Source organism: Sphingopyxis sp. (assembly GCF_034380315.1).
Taxonomy (GTDB): Bacteria; Pseudomonadota; Alphaproteobacteria; order Sphingomonadales; family Sphingomonadaceae; genus Sphingopyxis.
Genome location: NZ_JAXMPB010000001.1, coordinates 20,177 through 37,276, shown reverse-complemented (window position 1 = coordinate 37,276; position 17,100 = coordinate 20,177). Strand labels below are relative to the sequence as shown.

Genomic DNA, 17,100 nt, shown 5'->3' with positions numbered 1-17,100 from the left:
GCCATTATGCTGCCACGAAATCATGATGAAGAAACGCTTATGACCACGATCCATCCCCCTGCCGACCGGGTCGCGCCGCCTGCTGCACCCTCGGCTGCCAAACCGCCCAAATCGTCGATTCCGGACGATATGGCGATGATTCGCGCCGTTGCGGAACTGACCCGCGAACTGGTGACGCCCAGCGCGCGCATCTATTGGACCGACTTTCTTGCGTCGGCCGCGGTCGGCTATGCCGGCGTCGCGGCGGCGATCCTCGCGCCCTCGACCGGGTGGATGCTGGCGGCGGCGTTCGTCGCGGTGCTCGCCCTCTATCGCGCCGGCAGCTTCATCCACGAACTCACCCATATCCGCAAAAATGCGCTGCCCGGCTTTCGCCTCGCGTGGAACATGCTGATCGGCGTGCCGCTCCTCATCCCCTCCTTCATGTACGAAGGGATCCACAGCCTCCACCACAACCGCACCAAATATGGGACGGTCGAGGATCCGGAATATCTGCCGCTCGCGCTGATGAAGCCGTGGACGGTGCCGCTGTTCGTGGTCGCCGCCGCCTTTGCGCCGCTGGCGCTTCTGTTCCGCTATGGCGTGCTGACCCCGCTGTCGCTTGCCATTCCGCCGCTGCGCCGCGTGGTGATGGAACGCTATTCGGGGCTGATCATCAATCCGGTGTTCCGCCGCAAGCCGCCCGAGGGCGAATTTCGCCGCCAATGGGCGTGGCAGGAAGGCGGCGCCTGGGCGTGGGCGACGCTGCTGATCGCGGCGGGCACCTTCGGCTGGGTGCCGCTGCGCGCGCTCGCCATTTTCGGCGGGATTGCCGCGGCGACCGTGGTGCTCAACCAGATCCGCACGCTGGTCGCGCACCTGTGGGAAAATGACGGCGAAGTGCTGACCGTGACCGGCCAGTTCCTCGACAGCGTCAACGTCCCGCCGCCGGGCCTGCTGCCCGAACTCTGGGCGCCGGTGGGGCTGCGCTATCACGCGCTCCACCATCTGCTGCCCGGCGTACCCTATCATGCGTTGCCCGAGGCGCACCGCCGTCTGCAGGCAACGCTGCCCGCCGATTCGCAATATCACAAGGCCAATTACCGCAGCCTGCCCAAGCTGGTGATGAACCTTGTCGCGGGTTCGGCAAAGGGCGCGCCTGCCTGAACGGCCTCCCTGTCGCGAAGCGATGGGGAGGGTGGAGGCGCGGCGAGGTTGCGCAAATCGCCCCTTGGTCAGCCGCTACGCGGCTACCACCTTACAGGGAGGATCATGCCGCCCGCTACCCGCTGTGCCCCCGCAATCCGCTGCGGCGCCCTATTCCTCGGTCCGGATCAGGATCATCTCGCCGATCAGCGCGAACAGGATGAACGGTCCCCAGGCAGCAAGGAAGGGGGAATAAGCGCCCAGATCGCCCATCGCGAGCGCGAAATTATCGGCGACGAAATAGGCAAAACCCAGCCCCATGCCCAGGATCGCGCGCACGAACAGCTTGCCCGACCGGGCAAGGCCAAAGGCCGCGACCGCGCCGAGCAGCGGCATCAAAATCGCCGACAGCGGCCCCGATATCTTGTGCCACAGCACGCCTTTCAGGGCATCGACCGGGCGCCCCGCGGCCTCCAGGTCGGCGATCGCGGATTTGAGCTGGCCGAAGGGCAGCTCGTCGCCATCGACCTGCGCCAGCGTGAACTGGTCGGGGCGCACGCCTTTCGCGGCGACGATGGTGCCGAGGTCGGTCACGGTGCCCGACCGGCGGACGAAGCGCTTGGCTCCCGTCAGTTCCCATCCGCCTGAAACCGGGCGCGCGCTGTCGGCCGACAGCATCGACGACAGCACGCCGCTGGTGCGCTCATAGATTTTGACCTGGGCGAGCCGCACCGCCGCACCGCCGGTTTCGACCCGCCCGGCATAGATCAGGTCGTCGCCCGCGCGCACCCAGATGTTGCTGCGCACGCCATTGTCGGTCGGAATTTCGGCATATTGCACCTTCTGCCAGGCGCTGAGTGCGGCATTGGCGCGCGTCACGATCCGTTCGTTGAAGACAAAGCTGATCGCGGCGACCAAGAAGGCGGCCAGGAACAGGGGCGCCAGCACCTGATGCGCCGACATGCCCGCCGCCTTCATCGCGATCACCTCGCTGTTCTGGTTCAGCGTCGCGAGGGTCAGGATGGTGCCGAGCAGCACCGAAAAGGGCAGGAAGGTCTCGATGATCTGCGGCAGGCGCAGCCCGACATAGCGCCATACATCGCTGTCGCTGTTGCCCGCGACCGCCAATATCTTGCCGCTTTCGCCGAGCAGGTCGAGCGTCTGGAGGATCAGCACCAGCGCGAACAGGATCGCAAAACTGCGGATCAGGAACAGGCGCCCGACATAAATCGCCATGGTGCGCGAGGGAAAGAAGTGAAGCTGGTGCATCAGGCGGCGGTCTGCTTGCGCTGGAACAGGGTGGCGAGGCGGCGGATTTTCTGGCCGGTCTTGGCCGCGACGCGCTCCAGGGCGCCGATCGGCTGGCCGCCCGGCACATGCGCGACGGTATAGTACATCCACACCGACAGGGCGGCGAACAACAGGAACGGCACCCACAGCGCGATCAACGGATCGACCGTGCCGCGCGCGCCCAGATCCTCGGCATATTGGTTGATCTTGTGCTGCGTCACCAGCATCACGATCGACAGGAACACGCCAAGCGACGATGTCGAGCGCTTGGGCGGAATGGCCAGCGCGATCGCGATCAGCGGGATCAGCAGCATCGTTGCGACCTCGACGATACGGAAATGGAAATTGGCGCGCAGCTCCAGCCGCGTCTTCAGCGATTCATTCTCGTCTTGGCCGGCGACGAACAGCTCGGGGATCGTCAATTCGCGGTCGGCGCCGCCGCGCAGGCGGAACGCCTCGATCTTGGGCAGCGGGATCGGCAGGTCGTGATTGTCGAAGGTCAGGACGCGCGGCACCGGGAATTTGGGCGATTCGTGGATCAGCACGCCTTGCGACAGGCGCAGGATGATCGTGTTGGGGTCGTCGGTGGCCAGGAACTGTCCGCGCGACGCGGTGGCCGACACCGCCTGGCCGTCCTTGTTTTCGCCGCGCACGAAAATGCCTTGCAGGCGGCGGCCCTCGTCGTGGCTTTCCTCGATCCGCAGCGTCATGCGGTCGCCCAGCTTGGTGAATTCGCCGACCTTGATCGACGCGCCCAGCGCGCCCGAGCGCAGTTCGAACTGCAATCCTTCATAGGCATAGCGGGCATAGGGCTGGATGAAGCCGACGATCGCAAGGTTCAGCGCGGCGAGCGCGATCGCATAGACATAGGGCATTCGCAACAGCCGACCAAAGCTCATCCCGACGCCTTTCAGTACGTCGAGTTCGCTCGACGTCGCCAGGCGGCGAAACGCCAGCAGGATGCCGAGCATCAACCCGATTGGAATGCCAAGCGACAGATATTCTGGGATTAAGTTGGCGAGCATACGCCACACGACGCTGACCGGGCCGCCCTCGGTCGCGACGAAATCGAACAGGCGCAGCATCTTCTCGAGCACCAGCAGCATGGCCGACAGGATCAGCGTGCCGAGCATGGGAAAGAAGATGAGCCGCGCGATATAGCGGTCGATGGCGGGTAGTCTATTCAAGCTTTCGTCGCCCCATCACCATGATTTGGCCGCAAATGTTTCCGATATGCCGATTCAAGGGCGACAGGGACCCATGTCGGCTCGCGCTTTCGCGCGGTTGGCGTGGCTATAACCTCTGGAGGTATTGAGGTCATGTCGAAAATTGTGCCTACCATCTTGTGTGCCGCTTTGCTGACCCTTCCGGTCGCGGCGACCGCGGGGGGGCGCGTCCTGTCCAACGACCTGTCGCAGTGCCAGCGTGGCCCTTCGGCGTTGATTCAGATCGACGGTATCAAATCGAGTTCGGGCAAGCTGCGCATCCAAAGCTATCGGGCGACCTCGTCGGATTGGCTTGCCAAGGGACGCTGGCTCTCGCGGGTCGAGGTGCCGGCGCGGGCCGGGTCGATGACCGTCTGCGTCCCGCTTCCGGAAGCGGGCAGCTATGGCATTGCGGTGCGCCACGATGTGAACGGCAATGGCAAGACCGATCTGCGGTCGGACGGCGGCGGGATGTCGAACAACCCCAGCATCAACATCTTCAACCTGGGCAAGCCGAGCTACAAGAAAACGGCTTTTGCGGTTGGAAATGCGCCGAAGAACCTCTCCATCACCATGAAATATATGTAAGATTTATGGCCAGCGTCGCCCTTCTTTCCAATCCGCGTTCGACGGGCAACCGTGCCTTGTTGCCGCGGGTTCGCGAATATTGCGCGGCGCATCCGGACATTTTTCATTACGAGGTGGAGGACGTCGACCAGATTGGCGAGGCGATCCGCACCATCGCGATGGTTGGCCCGCGCGTCGTCGCGATCAACGGCGGCGACGGCACGGTTCAGGCCGCGCTGACCGAGCTTTATTCGGGCGGCCATTTCGGCGGATCGCCGCCGCCGGTCGCGGTGCTTCCCAATGGCAAGACCAATTTGATCGCGCTCGACCTTGGGGCGGAGGGTGATCCGATCAAGGCGCTCGCGCGCGTCGTCGAACTGGTCGGCGAAGGGCGGCTCGAGGATCATGTCATCGAACGCCAGCTGATCGCGCTCGACCGCGACGGCGCCCGTCCGGTGCTCGGTATGTTCCTCGGCGGGGCCTATCTCGCCGATGTCATGCTCTATTGCCGCCACCGCATCTATCCGCTCGGTCTGCCCAACGGTCTGTCGCATTTTCTGGCGGCGATCCTGGGGTTGTTCGCGATCGTCTTCGGCCTTGGCGGCGGGCGCCTGCCGCCCAAGCCCGAACCGATGACCGTGTCGTTGATCCGGCAGGGCGAGTTCAAGGGCAAATTCTCGCTGCTCATCGTCACGACGCTCGAAAAATTGCTGCTCAGTATCCGCACCAGCGAAAGCCATGGCACCAACGGCCATATGAAGCTGCTCGCGACCGAGAGCAGCGTCGGCGCGCTGTTCCGGATGCTCGGCGCGACCTGGCGCGGCACGCTGGGGCAAAAACAGCTGGAGGGCGTCCATTTCCAGCAGGGCGACGAGATCCGGATCGAGGGCGAACGTTCGAACGTGATCCTCGATGGCGAGATTTTCGAATCGACGAACGGGAAACCGATCATCCTCACCTCGACCCAGCCGGTGCCCTTCCTGCGCCTCGCGGCATAGGGGGGCGGCGCCGATGGCGGATGCTTCCAGCCTGACCGATCTGGTTGGCGCCGAACTGTCGGAGCCGGTCGATCCGCGCGTGACCGCGATGGCGTCGGCGCTCGCCGCGCAATATCCGGGCAGCGCGCGGGCGGTGCTTTTCTATGGCAGCTGCCTGCGCGAAACCCGGCTCGACGGGCTGATGCTCGATTTCTACCTGATCGTGTCGGACTATGGCGACGCCTATGCCAGGCGCTGGATGGCGTTCGCCAACCGGTTGATCCCGCCCAATGTCTTTCCCTTTCAGCACGACGGGCTGATGGCCAAATATGCGGTGCTCAACGAAGCCGATTTTCATCGCCTGAACGGTCCCGAAACCCGCAATGTGTCGGTCTGGGCACGCTTTGCGCAGCCTTCGCGGCTGGTCTGGAGCGTCGATCATGTCGCGACCGCGCGTGCGGTGGCGGCGGTTGCGCGGGCGGCGCCGACGCTGCTCGCGGCGGCCGGGGCGGCGGCGGGCGAGGATGCGCTCGACTGGTGGCGCCGCGCCTTTTCGCTCACCTATTCGGTGGAGCTTCGCGCCGAACGCACCCACCGGGCGCAGTCGGTGGTCGATGCCGATCCCCAGCGTTATCGCGATTTCACCGCGCCCGCGGCGGCGGCGATCGAGCCCGGCGTGCGCAGCGGCGGCTGGGCCCGCCGCCGGGCCGAGGGCAAGGCGCTCAGCGTCGCCCGCCTCGCCAAGGCCAGCCTGACCTATGCCGGCGGCATCGATTATCTGGCGTGGAAGATCAACCGGCACGCCGGAACGCAGATAGAGATCAAGCCGTGGCAACGCCGCTGGCCGCTGCTGGCCGCGCTGACGCTGGTTCCCCGCCTGATCCGCGGCGGCGCCATTCGCTAGGGGCCAGTCGCTGGGGCCTTTCCCCGCGGCACGCGCACCGGCGCGGCGCGATCAGGCGGCGGGGGCGTGCGCGTCGGCGCTGCGCTGGATCGCCTGGTCCAGCGCGGCGAGGGTAAAGGGTTTGCGCAGAACGTCATGGTCGCCAAAGCTGGCGATCTCGCTGGCGTCGCCGGCATAGCCGGTGACGAACAGCACCGCCATGTCGGGCCACCGCTGTTTCAACCGTTCGACCAGTTCGGGGCCGGTCAGTTCGGGCATCAGCACATCGCTCAGCACCAGGTCGAATCCGCCCTGCCGTTCGACCAGCCCTTCGGCGTCCAGCGGATTGCCGCATGCGACGGCCTTGTGCCCCAGCTCGATCACCGCATCGACCGTTGCGGTCAACACCCGGGGGTCGTCCTCGACCACCAGAATCTCAAGCGCATGCGACGCGGCGGTCGTCGGGCTCACCTCGTCGGCGCCGTCGTCGCTCGCCATATCGTCGGCGGACCGGGCGAGGGGAAGCAGCATCGCGACGCGCGTGCCTTCGCCTTCGACCGAACTCAGCTGCACCTCGCCGCCCGACTGGCGGCAAAAGGCAAAGACCTGGCTCATGCCCAGTCCCGTTCCCTGGCCGACCGGCTTGGTCGTGTAAAAGGGGTCGAACACCCGCTCCAGCACCTCGGGCGACATGCCGCAACCGGTGTCGATTACCTCGACCGCCAGCGCGTCGGGGTCCTGCCGGCGGGTGCGGATCGTCAAGGCGCCGTGCCCGTCCATCGCGTCGCGGGCGTTCACCGCCAGGTTGAGCAGCGCATTTTCGAACTGTTGGCGGTCGAGGCGGCTGGCCAGTCCCGCCGCATCAAGCTCGAGCGTCAGGGCGATACGGTCGCCGATCGTCCGTTCGATCAGCGGGGCAAAACCGGCGACGCAATCGTCGATCGCGGTGCGTTCGGGACGCGCGGGTTCGGCGCGGGCAAAGGTCAACAGCCGCCGCGTCAGGTCGGCGGCGCGGTTGGCCCCGTCGAGCGCGTTGGCAAGGTGGCGCTGCGCCTTGTCGGGCTGGCCGGGCAACCAACGCCCCGCGAGTTCAAGCCCGCCGACGACGACCGCCAGCATATTGTTGAAATCATGCGCGATGCCGCCGGTCAGCTGGCCGACCGCCTCCATCTTCTGCGCCTGCCGCAACCGCGCCTCGGCCGCCTCGCGCTCGCCCATTTCGCTGCGCAGCGCGCGGTTCGCCTGTTCCAGCTCGACCGTGCGCTCCTCGACCGCGGCCTCCAGCTGCATCGCGCGTTCGCTTTCGGCGAATTGTTCGCGCCGCGCCAGCCGCCGTTCGGCCTCGGCGCGGATCAGCGAGAAGGTGGCGCCGATCGCCAGGATCGCGGCCACCGCGCCGAGCAGCGAGAAAAGCCACATGGCGCGGTTCAGGCTGGCGCGGTCGGCGGCGGCGATCCGGTTGCGCTGGCTCAGCAGCGCGCGTTCGTTGGTGATGATGCTGTTGAGCATCCGGTCGATGCGCGTCAGGCCCTGGTCGTGACCGGCGGCATGATATTTCGAAATGGCGGCGACGGTCTGGTTGTAATTGGCGCTCAGCGCCGCATCGCCCAGCCGCGCGCCGCGGCTCTCGATTTCCTTGGCCAGTTGTTCGACCAGTGCTGTCTGTTCGGGATTGTCGCGCACATTGCGCCGCAACTGCGCCAGAAACTGGCGCGCGCGGCCCCATTGCTGTTCATAGACGCGCCCGTCTTCCTTTTGCAGGCCGACCGCAAAGCGCCCCAGCGCCGCTTCGGCCCGGCCCAGCGCGGCGTCGACCGAACGGGTCTGCGCGATGACTTCCAGGCTTTGCGTCTGCCAGCCCAGCGATCGTTCGTAATTGTCGTTGGCCCGCGCGAGCAACAGCAACAGCGCGGCGACGACCCCGGTCAGGATGGTGGCCACGCCGATGGTCAGCCAGAAGCGTATCCGCTCTCGCCGGTTTTCGGTTTCCGGATCCAGATCCCGCTCGAACACCTGCGTCTCTTACCGGACAAGCCCGACGCCGCAAAGCGGCGAACGCCCTTTGCGGGCCTATGTCTTTCAACTCGGCCCGAAAAGGAATCCGCTGGTCGGCGCGAACGCTCGGCTCAGCCGATAATTCCCACGCGCTTGCCGGCGCGTTCGAAACGGCCCAGGATTTCGTCGACCTGCTCGCTCGAATGCTCGGCGCACAGCGAACAGCGCAGCAGGGTCATGCCCGCGGGGGTCGCGGGCGGGCGGGCGAGGTTGACGTACAACCCTTCCTCCAGCAGCGCCTCCCACATCATCGCTCCCTTTTCGAGGTCGGGCATGATGACCGCGATGATCGCCGACTGCGGCTCGTCGGTGCCAAGCTGGAAACCCAGGCCGCGCAGCCCGGCGTGCAGCTTCTTCGAATTTTCCCACAGGTGGGCGCGCTTGTTCGACCCACGCATCAGCTTGCGGATGCTGGTCGCGGCGGTCGCGACGACGCTCGGCGGCAGCGAGGCGGTGAACACATAGGGGCGGCAGACCAGCCGCATGATCTCGAACTTCGGATGGTTCGAAACGCAGAAACCGCCGACGGTGCCGACGCTCTTGCTGAACGTGCCGATGATGAAATCGACATCGTCGATCACGCCCTGCGCCTCGGCGACGCCGCGGCCATGTTCGCCGATGAAGCCCATCGAATGCGCCTCGTCGACCAGCACCATCGCGCCGGCTTCCTTCGAAACGCGGATCATCTCCTGCAAGGGCGCGACATCGCCCAGCATCGAATAGACGCCCTCCAGCACGACGAGCTTGCCCGCTTCGGGGGGCAGGCGCTTCAGCCGCTTTTCCAGCGCCTCGACGTCATTATGGCGAAAGGCGACGATTTCGGCGTCGCCCATCTTGCACCCGTCATAGATGGACGCATGGCTGTCGATATCCAGGATGACATAATCGCCCTTGCCCGCGATCGTCGAAATAATGCCCAGGTTCGCCTGATATCCGGTCGAAAACACCATGGCATGGTCCATGGCGTAAAATTCCTTCAGCGCGTCCTCGCACTCCTTGTGGCCCTGATAGGTGCCGTTGAGGACGCGGCTGCCGGTGGTGCCGCTGCCAAAGCGGTCGAGCGCTTGCTTGCCCGCCTCGATGACCTCCTCGTCAAAGGTCATCCCCATATAATTATAGGTGCCGAGCAGGATGGTCTCGCGCCCGTTGCACATGGCGACGGTGGGCGACAGCACCTTTTCCATCACCAGGCTGAACGGGTCGGTGACGCCGGTGGCGAGCAACGCCGCGCGCTGTTCGATCAGCGGGTCGAATTTCGAAAAAAGATCGGTCATATCAAACATCCATTGCCCGTTTGTGTCGATCCCTTCGACTGCCTTGGCAGGCGCTCAGGATAAGCTTCGACTTGCGGTCGAAGGCGAGACACCCGTTGGCATGGCGCGGGGTCGAGGGGCATATCGACTTTGCGTCATGCAAACGGGAAGGGGGTTCAGCCCTGCAGCTTTTCCACCGCGGCGACGAGCTGGCCGACATTCTCGATTTCGGCCTGCATGTTCATGCTGATGATGATGTCGAAGCTATCCTCTACTTCGGCCACGAAATCCATGACCGTCAGGCTGTCCCATTCCAGGTCGCCGGCAAAGGTCGTCGCCTCGGTCAGTTCGACGCCCTTCTTGTTGAAAGGGGTGATCAGGCCGAAAATCTGGTCGCGCAGGGCGGTGCTCATAGGGGTGTCCCATCATGAAAGAAACTTGCGCGCGGGAATGCCGCGCGCCTGCCGACTTGGCAAGCGATTGCGGCGGCAATCGGGCAGCATCTTGCCGCAAATCGCCGAACATGTCATCGCTGCGGCGGGACGCACCTCTTGATGGAATGATGGGGGACGGCGAATGGACGACAGGACGGGCGGGATCGACGATGGCGCGAAACAGGCCGGGGGCTTTCCGCCCAATGCGGTCCATCTTGTGCGCACCAGCCAGCAATTGACCATGCAATTGTCGCAGATGGCGGATCAAAAGGCGTCGATCCTGATGGGCGCGACCTTCGTGGTCTTCACGCTCGCGATCGGTCAGGCGCGCGGCGGCGGGGCGCTGGCGATCCCGCTGATGCTGCTCGCGACCTTTTCCTTCCTGTCCGCGCTGCTCGCCATTTCGGCGGTGCTGCCGCGCGTCGGCCAGGCGCCGCCGGTCGATTACCGCGATGGCAAGGACCACAGCAACATCCTGTTCTTCGGCCGCTTTGCCCAGATGGGGGAGGATGAATTCATCGCGGCGGTCAAGGCACGGATGCGCAGCGAGGAAGATATGTACGAAACGATGCTGCGCGACACGCATCAGAACGGCATGGTGCTGGCGCGGCGCAAATATCGCTATCTTGCCTATGCCTATCGCCTGTTCGTGGTCGGGCTGACGCTGACCTTCGTGGCGTTCGGCGCCGAAATGGCGCTGCTCTGGGGGCGCTGATGCGGCGCGCTTGCTGTTGCCATTCTGCAACCACCCGATTGAAATAGGCCCTTGATGTCGCGCGACTATTGAAGCGCGCCATCGCCGCGCCTATCCGGGACGGCTATGCTGCGCCAGGTCAACCGGATCGCCGTGGATCGTCCACAGGGCTATGCTGCCGAATTGCGCGCGACGATGGCGCTCGCCTGGCCCCTGGTGCTCACCAATTTGTCGATGTCGCTGATCGGCGCGACCGACGTGCTGATGGTCGGCTGGCTCGGGCCGACCGAGCTTGCGGCCGCCTCGCTCGGTTTCAACCTGTCGATGCTGTTCGCGATCTTCGGCATGGGGCTTGTCGCGGGGGCGTCGCCGCTGATGGCCAGCGAGATCGGGCGGCGGCCTCATTCGGTGCGCGATATCCGGCGCACCTTTCGCCAGGCGCTCTGGCTGGTCGCCATCCTTTCGGTGGCGATTCTGGTGGTGCTCTGGAACACCGGGGCGATCCTGATCCTGCTGGGCCAGGACCCGGCGCTGGCCGCGCTGTCGCAAAGCTATGTTCGCGCCTATATGTGGTCGGTGCCGCTGTTCCTGTGCACGCTGGCATTCCGCAACTTCCTCGCCGCGCTCGAACGGCCGATGTGGTCGCTGGTTGTCGGGGTGATCGGGGTGCTCGGCAACATCCTGTTCAACTATGCGCTGATCTTCGGCAAATTCGGTATGCCCGCGCTGGGCGTCGTCGGCGCCGGGGTGGGCAGCGTGCTGACCAATATGGTGATGCTGTTCCTGATGGTTGCCGTCGTGTACCGCGACCGCAGCTTCCGGCGCTATCATCTGCTCGGCCGCTGGTGGCGCAGCGACTGGCCGCGTTTCGTGCAGATGGTCCGCGTCGGCATACCGATCGGGGTCAGCCATGCGTTCGAGGCGGGGGTGTTCTCTGCCGCGGTCATGCTGATGGGGTGGATTTCGACCGCGGCGGTCGCGGCGCACGCGGTCGCGCTGCAACTCGCATCGCTGACCTTCATGGTGCCGATGGGGCTGGCACAGGCGGCGACGGTGCGCGTCGGCATCGGCTATGGCCGTGGCGATGCCGAACATATCCGCCGTGCGGGTTGGACCAGCTTCACCCTGGGGACCGGTTTCATGGCGCTGATGGCGCTGATCATGCTCGCCATTCCCGGCCCGCTCGCGGGGCTGTTCATCGATCGCGCCAATCCCGCCAATGCCGAGGTGGCCGACCTCGCGGTCAGCTTCCTGATCGTCGCGGCGCTGTTTCAGGTCGCCGACGGCGCGCAGGTCGTGGGGCAGGGGATGCTGCGCGGCCTGCACGATACCTTCGTTCCCATGCTCTTCGCGCTGCTCGGCTATTGGGTGATCGGCATCGGGGTCGGCGCGTGGCTGGCGTTCGAACGCGGCTGGGGCGGCGTCGGTATCTGGACCGGTCTCGCGGCCGGGCTCGGCATCGTCGCGGTGCTGATGCTCGTGCGTTGGATGCAGCGCGAACGCCTGGGGCTGCTGCCCGCCGCGGCGGCCGGCTGACGGCCCCTTGAAGGCGGCGGCGGGGCGGCCCATCTGACGTCTGCAACGCGGCGCCGAAAATTTTCTCGGCCTTGCCTTGACCCTGTAACAGGGGCTGCCCATATGGCCGCTGTTAGCACTTGCCTCCTGCGAGTGCTAAATGACATCCGTTGCATTATTGGAGGGACTTCCATGCAATTTCGTCCGCTGCACGACCGCGTGCTTGTCCGCCGTATCGAAGCCGAAGAAAAGACGGCTGGCGGCATCATCATCCCCGACACTGCCAAGGAAAAGCCGCAGGAAGGCGAAGTCGTCGCCGTCGGCGAAGGCACTCGCGATGATGATGGCGATCGTATCCCCCTCGACGTCAAGGCTGGCGACCGCATCCTGTTCGGCAAGTGGTCGGGCACCGAGGTCAAGGTCGATGGCGAAGAGCTGATCATCATGAAGGAATCGGACATCCTGGGCATTCTCGCCTGAACGGACCTGTCGATTTCAGTGTAAAGTTACGCAGTTTTCTGCGATTTTTTAAAGGAGCATCCCCATGGCTGCCAAGGACGTAAAATTTTCGCGCGACGCGCGCGAGCGCATCCTGAAGGGCGTCGACATCCTCGCCGACGCCGTCAAGGTCACGCTGGGCCCCAAGGGCCGCAACGTCGTGATCGACAAGAGCTTCGGCGCCCCCCGCATCACCAAGGACGGTGTGTCGGTCGCCAAGGAAATCGAACTCAAGGACAAGTTCGAAAACATGGGCGCGCAGATGCTGCGCGAAGTGGCCTCGAAGGCGAACGACAAGGCCGGTGACGGCACCACCACCGCGACCGTGCTCGCCCAGGCGATCGTTCGCGAAGGCATGAAGTCGGTTGCCGCCGGCATGAACCCGATGGATCTGAAGCGCGGCATCGACCTCGCGGTCGGCAAGGTCGTCGAAGATCTGAAGGGCCGTTCGACCCCGGTTGCCGGTACGTCGGAAATCGCCCAGGTCGGCATCATCTCGGCCAATGGCGACACCGAAGTCGGCGAAAAGATCGCCGAAGCGATGGAAAAGGTCGGCAAGGAAGGCGTGATCACCGTCGAGGAAGCCAAGGGCCTCGAGTTTGAACTCGACGTCGTCGAAGGCATGCAGTTCGACCGCGGTTACCTGTCGCCCTACTTCATCACCAACCCCGAAAAGATGACGGTCGAACTGGCTGATCCGTACATCCTGATCTTCGAAAAGAAGCTGTCGAACCTCCAGTCGATGCTTCCGATCCTCGAAGCGGTTGTGCAGTCGGGCCGTCCGCTCCTCATCATCGCCGAAGACATCGAAGGCGAAGCGCTCGCGACCCTCGTGGTCAACCGTCTGCGCGGCGGCCTCAAGGTCGCAGCGGTCAAGGCACCGGGCTTCGGCGATCGCCGCAAGGCGATGCTGCAGGACATCGCGATCCTGACGCAGGGCGAAATGATCAGCGAAGATCTGGGCATCAAGCTTGAATCGGTCACGCTGAACATGCTCGGCCAGGCCAAGCGCGTCACCATCGACAAGGACAACACCACCATCGTCGACGGTGCCGGTGAAGCCGATGCGATCAAGGCTCGCGTCGAACAGATCCGCGCCCAGATCGAAACCACGACCAGCGACTATGACCGTGAAAAGCTGCAGGAACGTCTGGCAAAGCTCGCCGGCGGCGTTGCGGTGATCAAGGTCGGCGGCGCCACCGAGGTTGAAGTGAAGGAACGCAAGGACCGCGTCGACGACGCGCTGCACGCGACCCGCGCTGCGGTCGAAGAAGGCATCGTCCCCGGCGGCGGTACGGCGCTGCTGTACGCCACCAAGGCCCTCGACGGCCTGAAGGGCGCGAACGACGACCAGACCCGCGGCATCGACATCGTCCGCAAGGCGATCGAAGCGCCGCTGCGCCAGATCGCGGCCAACGCCGGCCACGACGGTGCGGTTGTCGCTGGCAACCTGCTGCGCGAAAACAACCAGGACCAGGGCTTCAACGCCGCGACCGACGTTTATGAAAATCTGAAGGCTGCTGGCGTCATCGACCCGACCAAGGTCGTGCGCACCGCGCTTCAGGACGCCGCGTCGGTGTCGGGCCTGCTGATCACCACCGAAGCGGCGGTCAGCGAACTGCCCGAAGACAAGCCCGCGATGCCGATGGGCGGCGCTGGCGGCATGGGCGGCATGGGCGGCATGGACTTCTAAGTCCGCGCCGTTCGGCATCCTGCCAAACGAGAAAGAGGGCCGGTGGAGCGATCCACCGGCCCTTTTCTTTGCGCTTCCCGCTCCATCAAGCGGCGTCGGGCTGCGCATCTGGGCCATTGCCAGTTCAGATGGTGCGCCATAGCAAGGGGCGATGAGCCTCTTTCTTGCCCTCGCGGCCGCCGTTGCCGATCCTGCGTCCATCGAACGCTGCGGCTATCGCATCGTCGAAACCTTTCCGCACGACCCGGCCGCCTTCACCCAGGGTCTCTTCTGGCACGATGGGCATTTATACGAAGGCACCGGGCAATATGGCCATTCGCGCGTCGCGCGCATCGATCTTCGGACCGGAAAGGCGCTGCGCAGCGCGCGCCTGCCCGACGACCAGTTCGGCGAAGGCATCGTCCGCTGGCGCGACCAGATCATCGGCGTCACCTGGCAGGGCGGCGTCGGCCATCGCTGGCGGGTTCGCGACCTGAAACCGATCGGCAATTTCCGCTACGAAGGCGAAGGATGGGGCGTCACGCTCCACGGCGACAGCCTGGTGCTCAGCGACGGCACCCCGACGCTGCGCTTTTTCGATCCCGCGACGATGACCGAACAGCGGCGCGTTACCGTCACCTTCGGCGGTCGTCCGCTGGGAATGATCAACGAGCTGGAGCAGGTGGAGGGCGAAATCTGGGCCAATGTCTGGATGACCGACCTTATCGTCCGCATCGATCCCGCCTCGGGCGCGATCCTCTCCTATATCGACCTGTCGGGGCTGAAACAGGATGCGGGCGCCCACGGCACCGACAGCGTGCTCAACGGCATCGCCTGGGATGCCGAAAAGCGCCGCCTGTTCGTCACTGGCAAATATTGGCCGAAACTCTATCAGATCGAACTCGCCGATTGCGCCTAGCGCCCCGACCCCGCCGTCCTGACCCCGTTGGCGGTCAATCGGCCGCCTGCAACGCCGCCTCCATCCGTCCGGCCGCCGCGTCATAGACCCGCGCCTTCAACGCGGCGGTCATCGCGGCGGGTACCCGGTCGGGATGGCCGCCGGTAAAAGGCGGGGCGGGATCATATTCGATCGCAAGCTGGATCGTCTGCGCCACCATGTCGCCTTTCAGCCGGGCGATCAGGGTCAATGTGAAATCGAGCCCCGATGTCACGCCGCCGCACGTCACGACATGATCGTCCTCGACGATGCGTGCGGGCTGGTGAACGGCGCCGACCAGCGGCAGCAAATGGGTATAGGCCCAGTGGGTGGTCGCCCGCCTGCCGCGCAACAGGCCCGCGCGGCCGATCAGAAAGGCGCCCGTGCAAACGCTCGTCACCCATTGCGCGCCCTCGCCCTGCCGCGCGGCAAAGGCGATGGTGGCGGGGTCGGCCAGGGCGTCGGCAATGCCGTGCCCGCCGGGCACGCACAGGATGTCGGCGGCGGGGCAGGACGCGAAATCATGCGTCGGCACGATGGAAAATCCGCTGTCGGTGGCGATCGGCGCCAGGCTGGCCGCCGCCCCGGCGATACGCGCGCCCGGCATCCGGCAAAGCGCCTGGGCAGGCGCCGTGAAATCAAGCTGGGTGATGCCGGGGAACAGCAGAAACACGATCTGGATGGGCTGGTCGGCCATGGGCGTCTCCTTCGGTGCGATGGATGGCCCAGGCGCGCGGCCCGTCATCCTCCGCCGGAAAGGGCGGGGGCGGCTCCGCTTCCCGATGGGACTCCATCTTCAGCGCCAGTCGCGGAACGCGGCGATGATAGGCGCGCACGGAACGCGGGGAAAGAGGAACACGAGGAAAGGGCGCGCGGGGAAGGGGAGTGCTATTCTTGTCCGTCGGTCGCGGCGTCGGCGGTGCCGTCGCGGCTTTCCAGCATCTCGGCCGCGTCGTCCAGCGCCTTGGCCTCGCTGACCGTGACCCCGCCGGGGCCGGGTTCATTGTCGGTCCGGCTACAGCCGCTGACAAGGCCGGTCGCGGCAACGGCGATCATCCATCCGGCCAGGCTTCGGCGATGCGTCATGTTCGGACCTCCCATGAAAAAGGGCCCCATCCGCGGTGGATGGAGCCCCCTTTTCGTAACACGCTCAGGGCGCGCCAGCGACTTACTTCTTGTCGTTGGCTTCGGCCTTGGCGGTTTCTTCGGCAACCTTGTCGCCGGCGGCTGCGGCGGCGTCGCCAGCAGCAGCGGCGGCGCCTTCGACGGCGTTGCCCGCGTCATTGGCGGCATCGGCGGTTGCGGCTGCGGCATCGGCAGCGCCTTCAGCCATCGCGTCACCCGCAGCGGCAGCGTCGTCAGCGACGGCGGCGCCGGCTTCCGACGTTTCTTCCTGCGCCTTTTCCGAGCAGGCGGTGAGGCTGAAGGCCGCGGCGGCCATCGAGGCGATGATCAGTTTGCGCATGAAAATTCCTTTCGATTACCCCGGTGGCCTGAACCGGCCACGCTGCGCGCAGGCTTAACCCCGGATGAAGGCCTTGGCAACCGCGGTGCGCGCTATGGGACAAATGGTCCATTGCGCGGATCGCCGCGCGGGGGGCGCCGGGCAAAAGAAAGGGGCCGTCGGCGTGCCGACGACCCCCAACTTTTTCAAAAGCCCTGAAGGCTGGAAAAAGCTTACTTCTTGGCTTCTTCCATCGCGCCCTTGGCGGCGTCGGCAGCTTCCTTGGCGGCGTCGGCAGCTTCGGCGGCCTTGTCGGTCGCGGTCGCGGCATCGCCAGCAGCAGCGGCATCGCCAGCCGCGTCGGCGGCTTCGCCGGCCGTAGCAGCAGCGTCGGCGGCGCCGGCAGCTGCTTCCATCGCGCCGTCGGCAGCGCCTTCGACCGTTTCGGTCGAGGTGTCGGTGGCGGCGGCGTCGTCAGCGGCCTTTTCGGCGCAAGCGGCGAGGCCCAGCGACGTGGCAAGGACGAGCGACAGAGTGATCGACTTCTTCAT

General features: G+C 65.4%; 18 protein-coding genes and 1 riboswitch. Of the genes, 9 read left to right on the top strand and 9 right to left on the bottom strand.

Annotation, left to right across the window (positions count from 1 at the left end):
- Positions 1-39 precede the first annotated feature (39 nt).
- Complete coding sequence (locus tag U0S50_RS00185; protein WP_322306733.1) at positions 40-1,146, top strand: fatty acid desaturase; 1,107 nt, start codon at positions 40-42, stop codon at positions 1,144-1,146.
- Between the two features lie 150 nt (positions 1,147-1,296).
- On the opposite strand, the gene lptG is transcribed toward U0S50_RS00185, so the two are convergent.
- On the bottom strand, positions 1,297-2,394 hold the full coding sequence (gene lptG / locus U0S50_RS00180) for an LPS export ABC transporter permease LptG (RefSeq protein WP_322306732.1): 1,098 nt from the start codon (positions 2,392-2,394) through the stop codon (positions 1,297-1,299).
- Positions 2,394-3,602, bottom strand: coding sequence for an LPS export ABC transporter permease LptF (lptF, locus tag U0S50_RS00175; protein ID WP_322306731.1), 1,209 nt, complete (start codon positions 3,600-3,602; stop codon positions 2,394-2,396). The genes lptG and lptF overlap by 1 nt, the downstream gene beginning before the upstream one ends.
- Before the next feature lie 132 nt (positions 3,603-3,734).
- On the opposite strand from lptF, the gene U0S50_RS00170 reads away from it, so the two are divergent.
- The 3 genes from U0S50_RS00170 to U0S50_RS00160 are packed head-to-tail and all read left to right on the top strand — an operon-like array spanning position 3,735 to position 6,068.
- Positions 3,735-4,208: a DUF2141 domain-containing protein gene (locus U0S50_RS00170; RefSeq protein WP_322306730.1), complete on the top strand. Its 474-nt coding sequence runs from the start codon at positions 3,735-3,737 to the stop codon at positions 4,206-4,208.
- A 5-nt stretch (positions 4,209-4,213) separates the two neighbouring features.
- Complete coding sequence (locus U0S50_RS00165) at positions 4,214-5,185, top strand: acylglycerol kinase family protein (protein ID WP_322306729.1); 972 nt, start codon at positions 4,214-4,216, stop codon at positions 5,183-5,185.
- 13 nt (positions 5,186-5,198) lie between these two features.
- Complete coding sequence (locus U0S50_RS00160; RefSeq protein WP_322306728.1) at positions 5,199-6,068, top strand: hypothetical protein; 870 nt, start codon at positions 5,199-5,201, stop codon at positions 6,066-6,068.
- Positions 6,069-6,119: 51 nt separating this feature from the next.
- On the opposite strand, the gene U0S50_RS00155 is transcribed toward U0S50_RS00160, so the two are convergent.
- The 3 genes from U0S50_RS00155 to U0S50_RS00145 form a co-directional block, all read right to left on the bottom strand.
- Positions 6,120-8,060, bottom strand: coding sequence for an ATP-binding protein (locus U0S50_RS00155; RefSeq protein WP_322306727.1), 1,941 nt, complete (start codon positions 8,058-8,060; stop codon positions 6,120-6,122).
- A 113-nt stretch (positions 8,061-8,173) separates the two neighbouring features.
- Entirely contained in the window at positions 8,174-9,376 is a 1,203-nt protein-coding gene (gene spt / locus U0S50_RS00150; RefSeq protein ID WP_322306726.1) for a serine palmitoyltransferase, read from the bottom strand.
- Between the two features lie 155 nt (positions 9,377-9,531).
- Positions 9,532-9,768: an acyl carrier protein gene (locus tag U0S50_RS00145; RefSeq protein WP_322306725.1), complete on the bottom strand. Its 237-nt coding sequence runs from the start codon at positions 9,766-9,768 to the stop codon at positions 9,532-9,534.
- A 163-nt stretch (positions 9,769-9,931) separates the two neighbouring features.
- On the opposite strand from U0S50_RS00145, the gene U0S50_RS00140 reads away from it, so the two are divergent.
- From U0S50_RS00140 to U0S50_RS00120, 5 genes are all read left to right on the top strand, one after another.
- Entirely contained in the window at positions 9,932-10,504 is a 573-nt protein-coding gene (locus U0S50_RS00140) for a Pycsar system effector family protein (RefSeq protein WP_322306724.1), read from the top strand.
- Between the two features lie 105 nt (positions 10,505-10,609).
- Positions 10,610-12,019, top strand: a complete 1,410-nt coding sequence (locus U0S50_RS00135; protein WP_322306723.1) for an MATE family efflux transporter — start codon at positions 10,610-10,612, stop codon at positions 12,017-12,019.
- Between the two features lie 171 nt (positions 12,020-12,190).
- Positions 12,191-12,478, top strand: a complete 288-nt coding sequence (gene groES / locus U0S50_RS00130) for a co-chaperone GroES (protein ID WP_322306722.1) — start codon at positions 12,191-12,193, stop codon at positions 12,476-12,478.
- A gap of 64 nt (positions 12,479-12,542) precedes the next feature.
- A complete protein-coding gene (gene groL, locus U0S50_RS00125; protein WP_322306721.1) occupies positions 12,543-14,189 on the top strand; it encodes a chaperonin GroEL in 1,647 nt (548 codons plus the stop codon).
- A gap of 151 nt (positions 14,190-14,340) precedes the next feature.
- Positions 14,341-15,087: a glutaminyl-peptide cyclotransferase gene (locus U0S50_RS00120; protein ID WP_322306720.1), complete on the top strand. Its 747-nt coding sequence runs from the start codon at positions 14,341-14,343 to the stop codon at positions 15,085-15,087.
- A 34-nt stretch (positions 15,088-15,121) separates the two neighbouring features.
- Here U0S50_RS00120 and U0S50_RS00115 read toward each other — a convergent pair whose 3' ends face one another.
- From U0S50_RS00115 to U0S50_RS00100, 4 genes are all read right to left on the bottom strand, one after another.
- A complete protein-coding gene (locus U0S50_RS00115) occupies positions 15,122-15,802 on the bottom strand; it encodes a DJ-1/PfpI family protein (RefSeq protein WP_322306719.1) in 681 nt (226 codons plus the stop codon).
- A 19-nt stretch (positions 15,803-15,821) separates the two neighbouring features.
- Positions 15,822-15,925, bottom strand: a riboswitch (ZMP/ZTP riboswitch).
- Positions 15,926-15,993: 68 nt separating this feature from the next.
- On the bottom strand, positions 15,994-16,191 hold the full coding sequence (locus U0S50_RS00110; protein ID WP_322306718.1) for a hypothetical protein: 198 nt from the start codon (positions 16,189-16,191) through the stop codon (positions 15,994-15,996).
- A gap of 82 nt (positions 16,192-16,273) precedes the next feature.
- Positions 16,274-16,570 (bottom strand): entericidin EcnAB, encoded by a 297-nt coding sequence (locus U0S50_RS00105; RefSeq protein WP_322306717.1) that lies wholly within the window; start codon positions 16,568-16,570, stop codon positions 16,274-16,276.
- Positions 16,571-16,782: 212 nt separating this feature from the next.
- Positions 16,783-17,100, bottom strand: coding sequence for a hypothetical protein (locus U0S50_RS00100; protein ID WP_322306716.1), 318 nt, complete (start codon positions 17,098-17,100; stop codon positions 16,783-16,785).

Coding starts and splice junctions, on each gene's coding strand:
- spt (WP_322306726.1), bottom strand. CDS start 9,376: ATGACCGATCTTTTTTCGAAATTCGACCCGCTGATCGAACAGCGCGCG.
- groL (WP_322306721.1), top strand. CDS start 12,543: ATGGCTGCCAAGGACGTAAAATTTTCGCGCGACGCGCGCGAGCGCATC.
- U0S50_RS00105 (WP_322306717.1), bottom strand. CDS start 16,570: ATGCGCAAACTGATCATCGCCTCGATGGCCGCCGCGGCCTTCAGCCTC.
- U0S50_RS00120 (WP_322306720.1), top strand. CDS start 14,341: ATGAGCCTCTTTCTTGCCCTCGCGGCCGCCGTTGCCGATCCTGCGTCC.
- groES (WP_322306722.1), top strand. CDS start 12,191: ATGCAATTTCGTCCGCTGCACGACCGCGTGCTTGTCCGCCGTATCGAA.
- U0S50_RS00140 (WP_322306724.1), top strand. CDS start 9,932: ATGGACGACAGGACGGGCGGGATCGACGATGGCGCGAAACAGGCCGGG.
- U0S50_RS00145 (WP_322306725.1), bottom strand. CDS start 9,768: ATGAGCACCGCCCTGCGCGACCAGATTTTCGGCCTGATCACCCCTTTC.
- U0S50_RS00115 (WP_322306719.1), bottom strand. CDS start 15,802: ATGGCCGACCAGCCCATCCAGATCGTGTTTCTGCTGTTCCCCGGCATC.
- U0S50_RS00185 (WP_322306733.1), top strand. CDS start 40: ATGACCACGATCCATCCCCCTGCCGACCGGGTCGCGCCGCCTGCTGCA.
- lptG (WP_322306732.1), bottom strand. CDS start 2,394: ATGCACCAGCTTCACTTCTTTCCCTCGCGCACCATGGCGATTTATGTC.
- U0S50_RS00110 (WP_322306718.1), bottom strand. CDS start 16,191: ATGACGCATCGCCGAAGCCTGGCCGGATGGATGATCGCCGTTGCCGCG.
- U0S50_RS00135 (WP_322306723.1), top strand. CDS start 10,610: ATGCTGCGCCAGGTCAACCGGATCGCCGTGGATCGTCCACAGGGCTAT.
- U0S50_RS00100 (WP_322306716.1), bottom strand. CDS start 17,100: ATGAAGAAGTCGATCACTCTGTCGCTCGTCCTTGCCACGTCGCTGGGC.
- U0S50_RS00165 (WP_322306729.1), top strand. CDS start 4,214: ATGGCCAGCGTCGCCCTTCTTTCCAATCCGCGTTCGACGGGCAACCGT.
- U0S50_RS00160 (WP_322306728.1), top strand. CDS start 5,199: ATGGCGGATGCTTCCAGCCTGACCGATCTGGTTGGCGCCGAACTGTCG.
- U0S50_RS00170 (WP_322306730.1), top strand. CDS start 3,735: ATGTCGAAAATTGTGCCTACCATCTTGTGTGCCGCTTTGCTGACCCTT.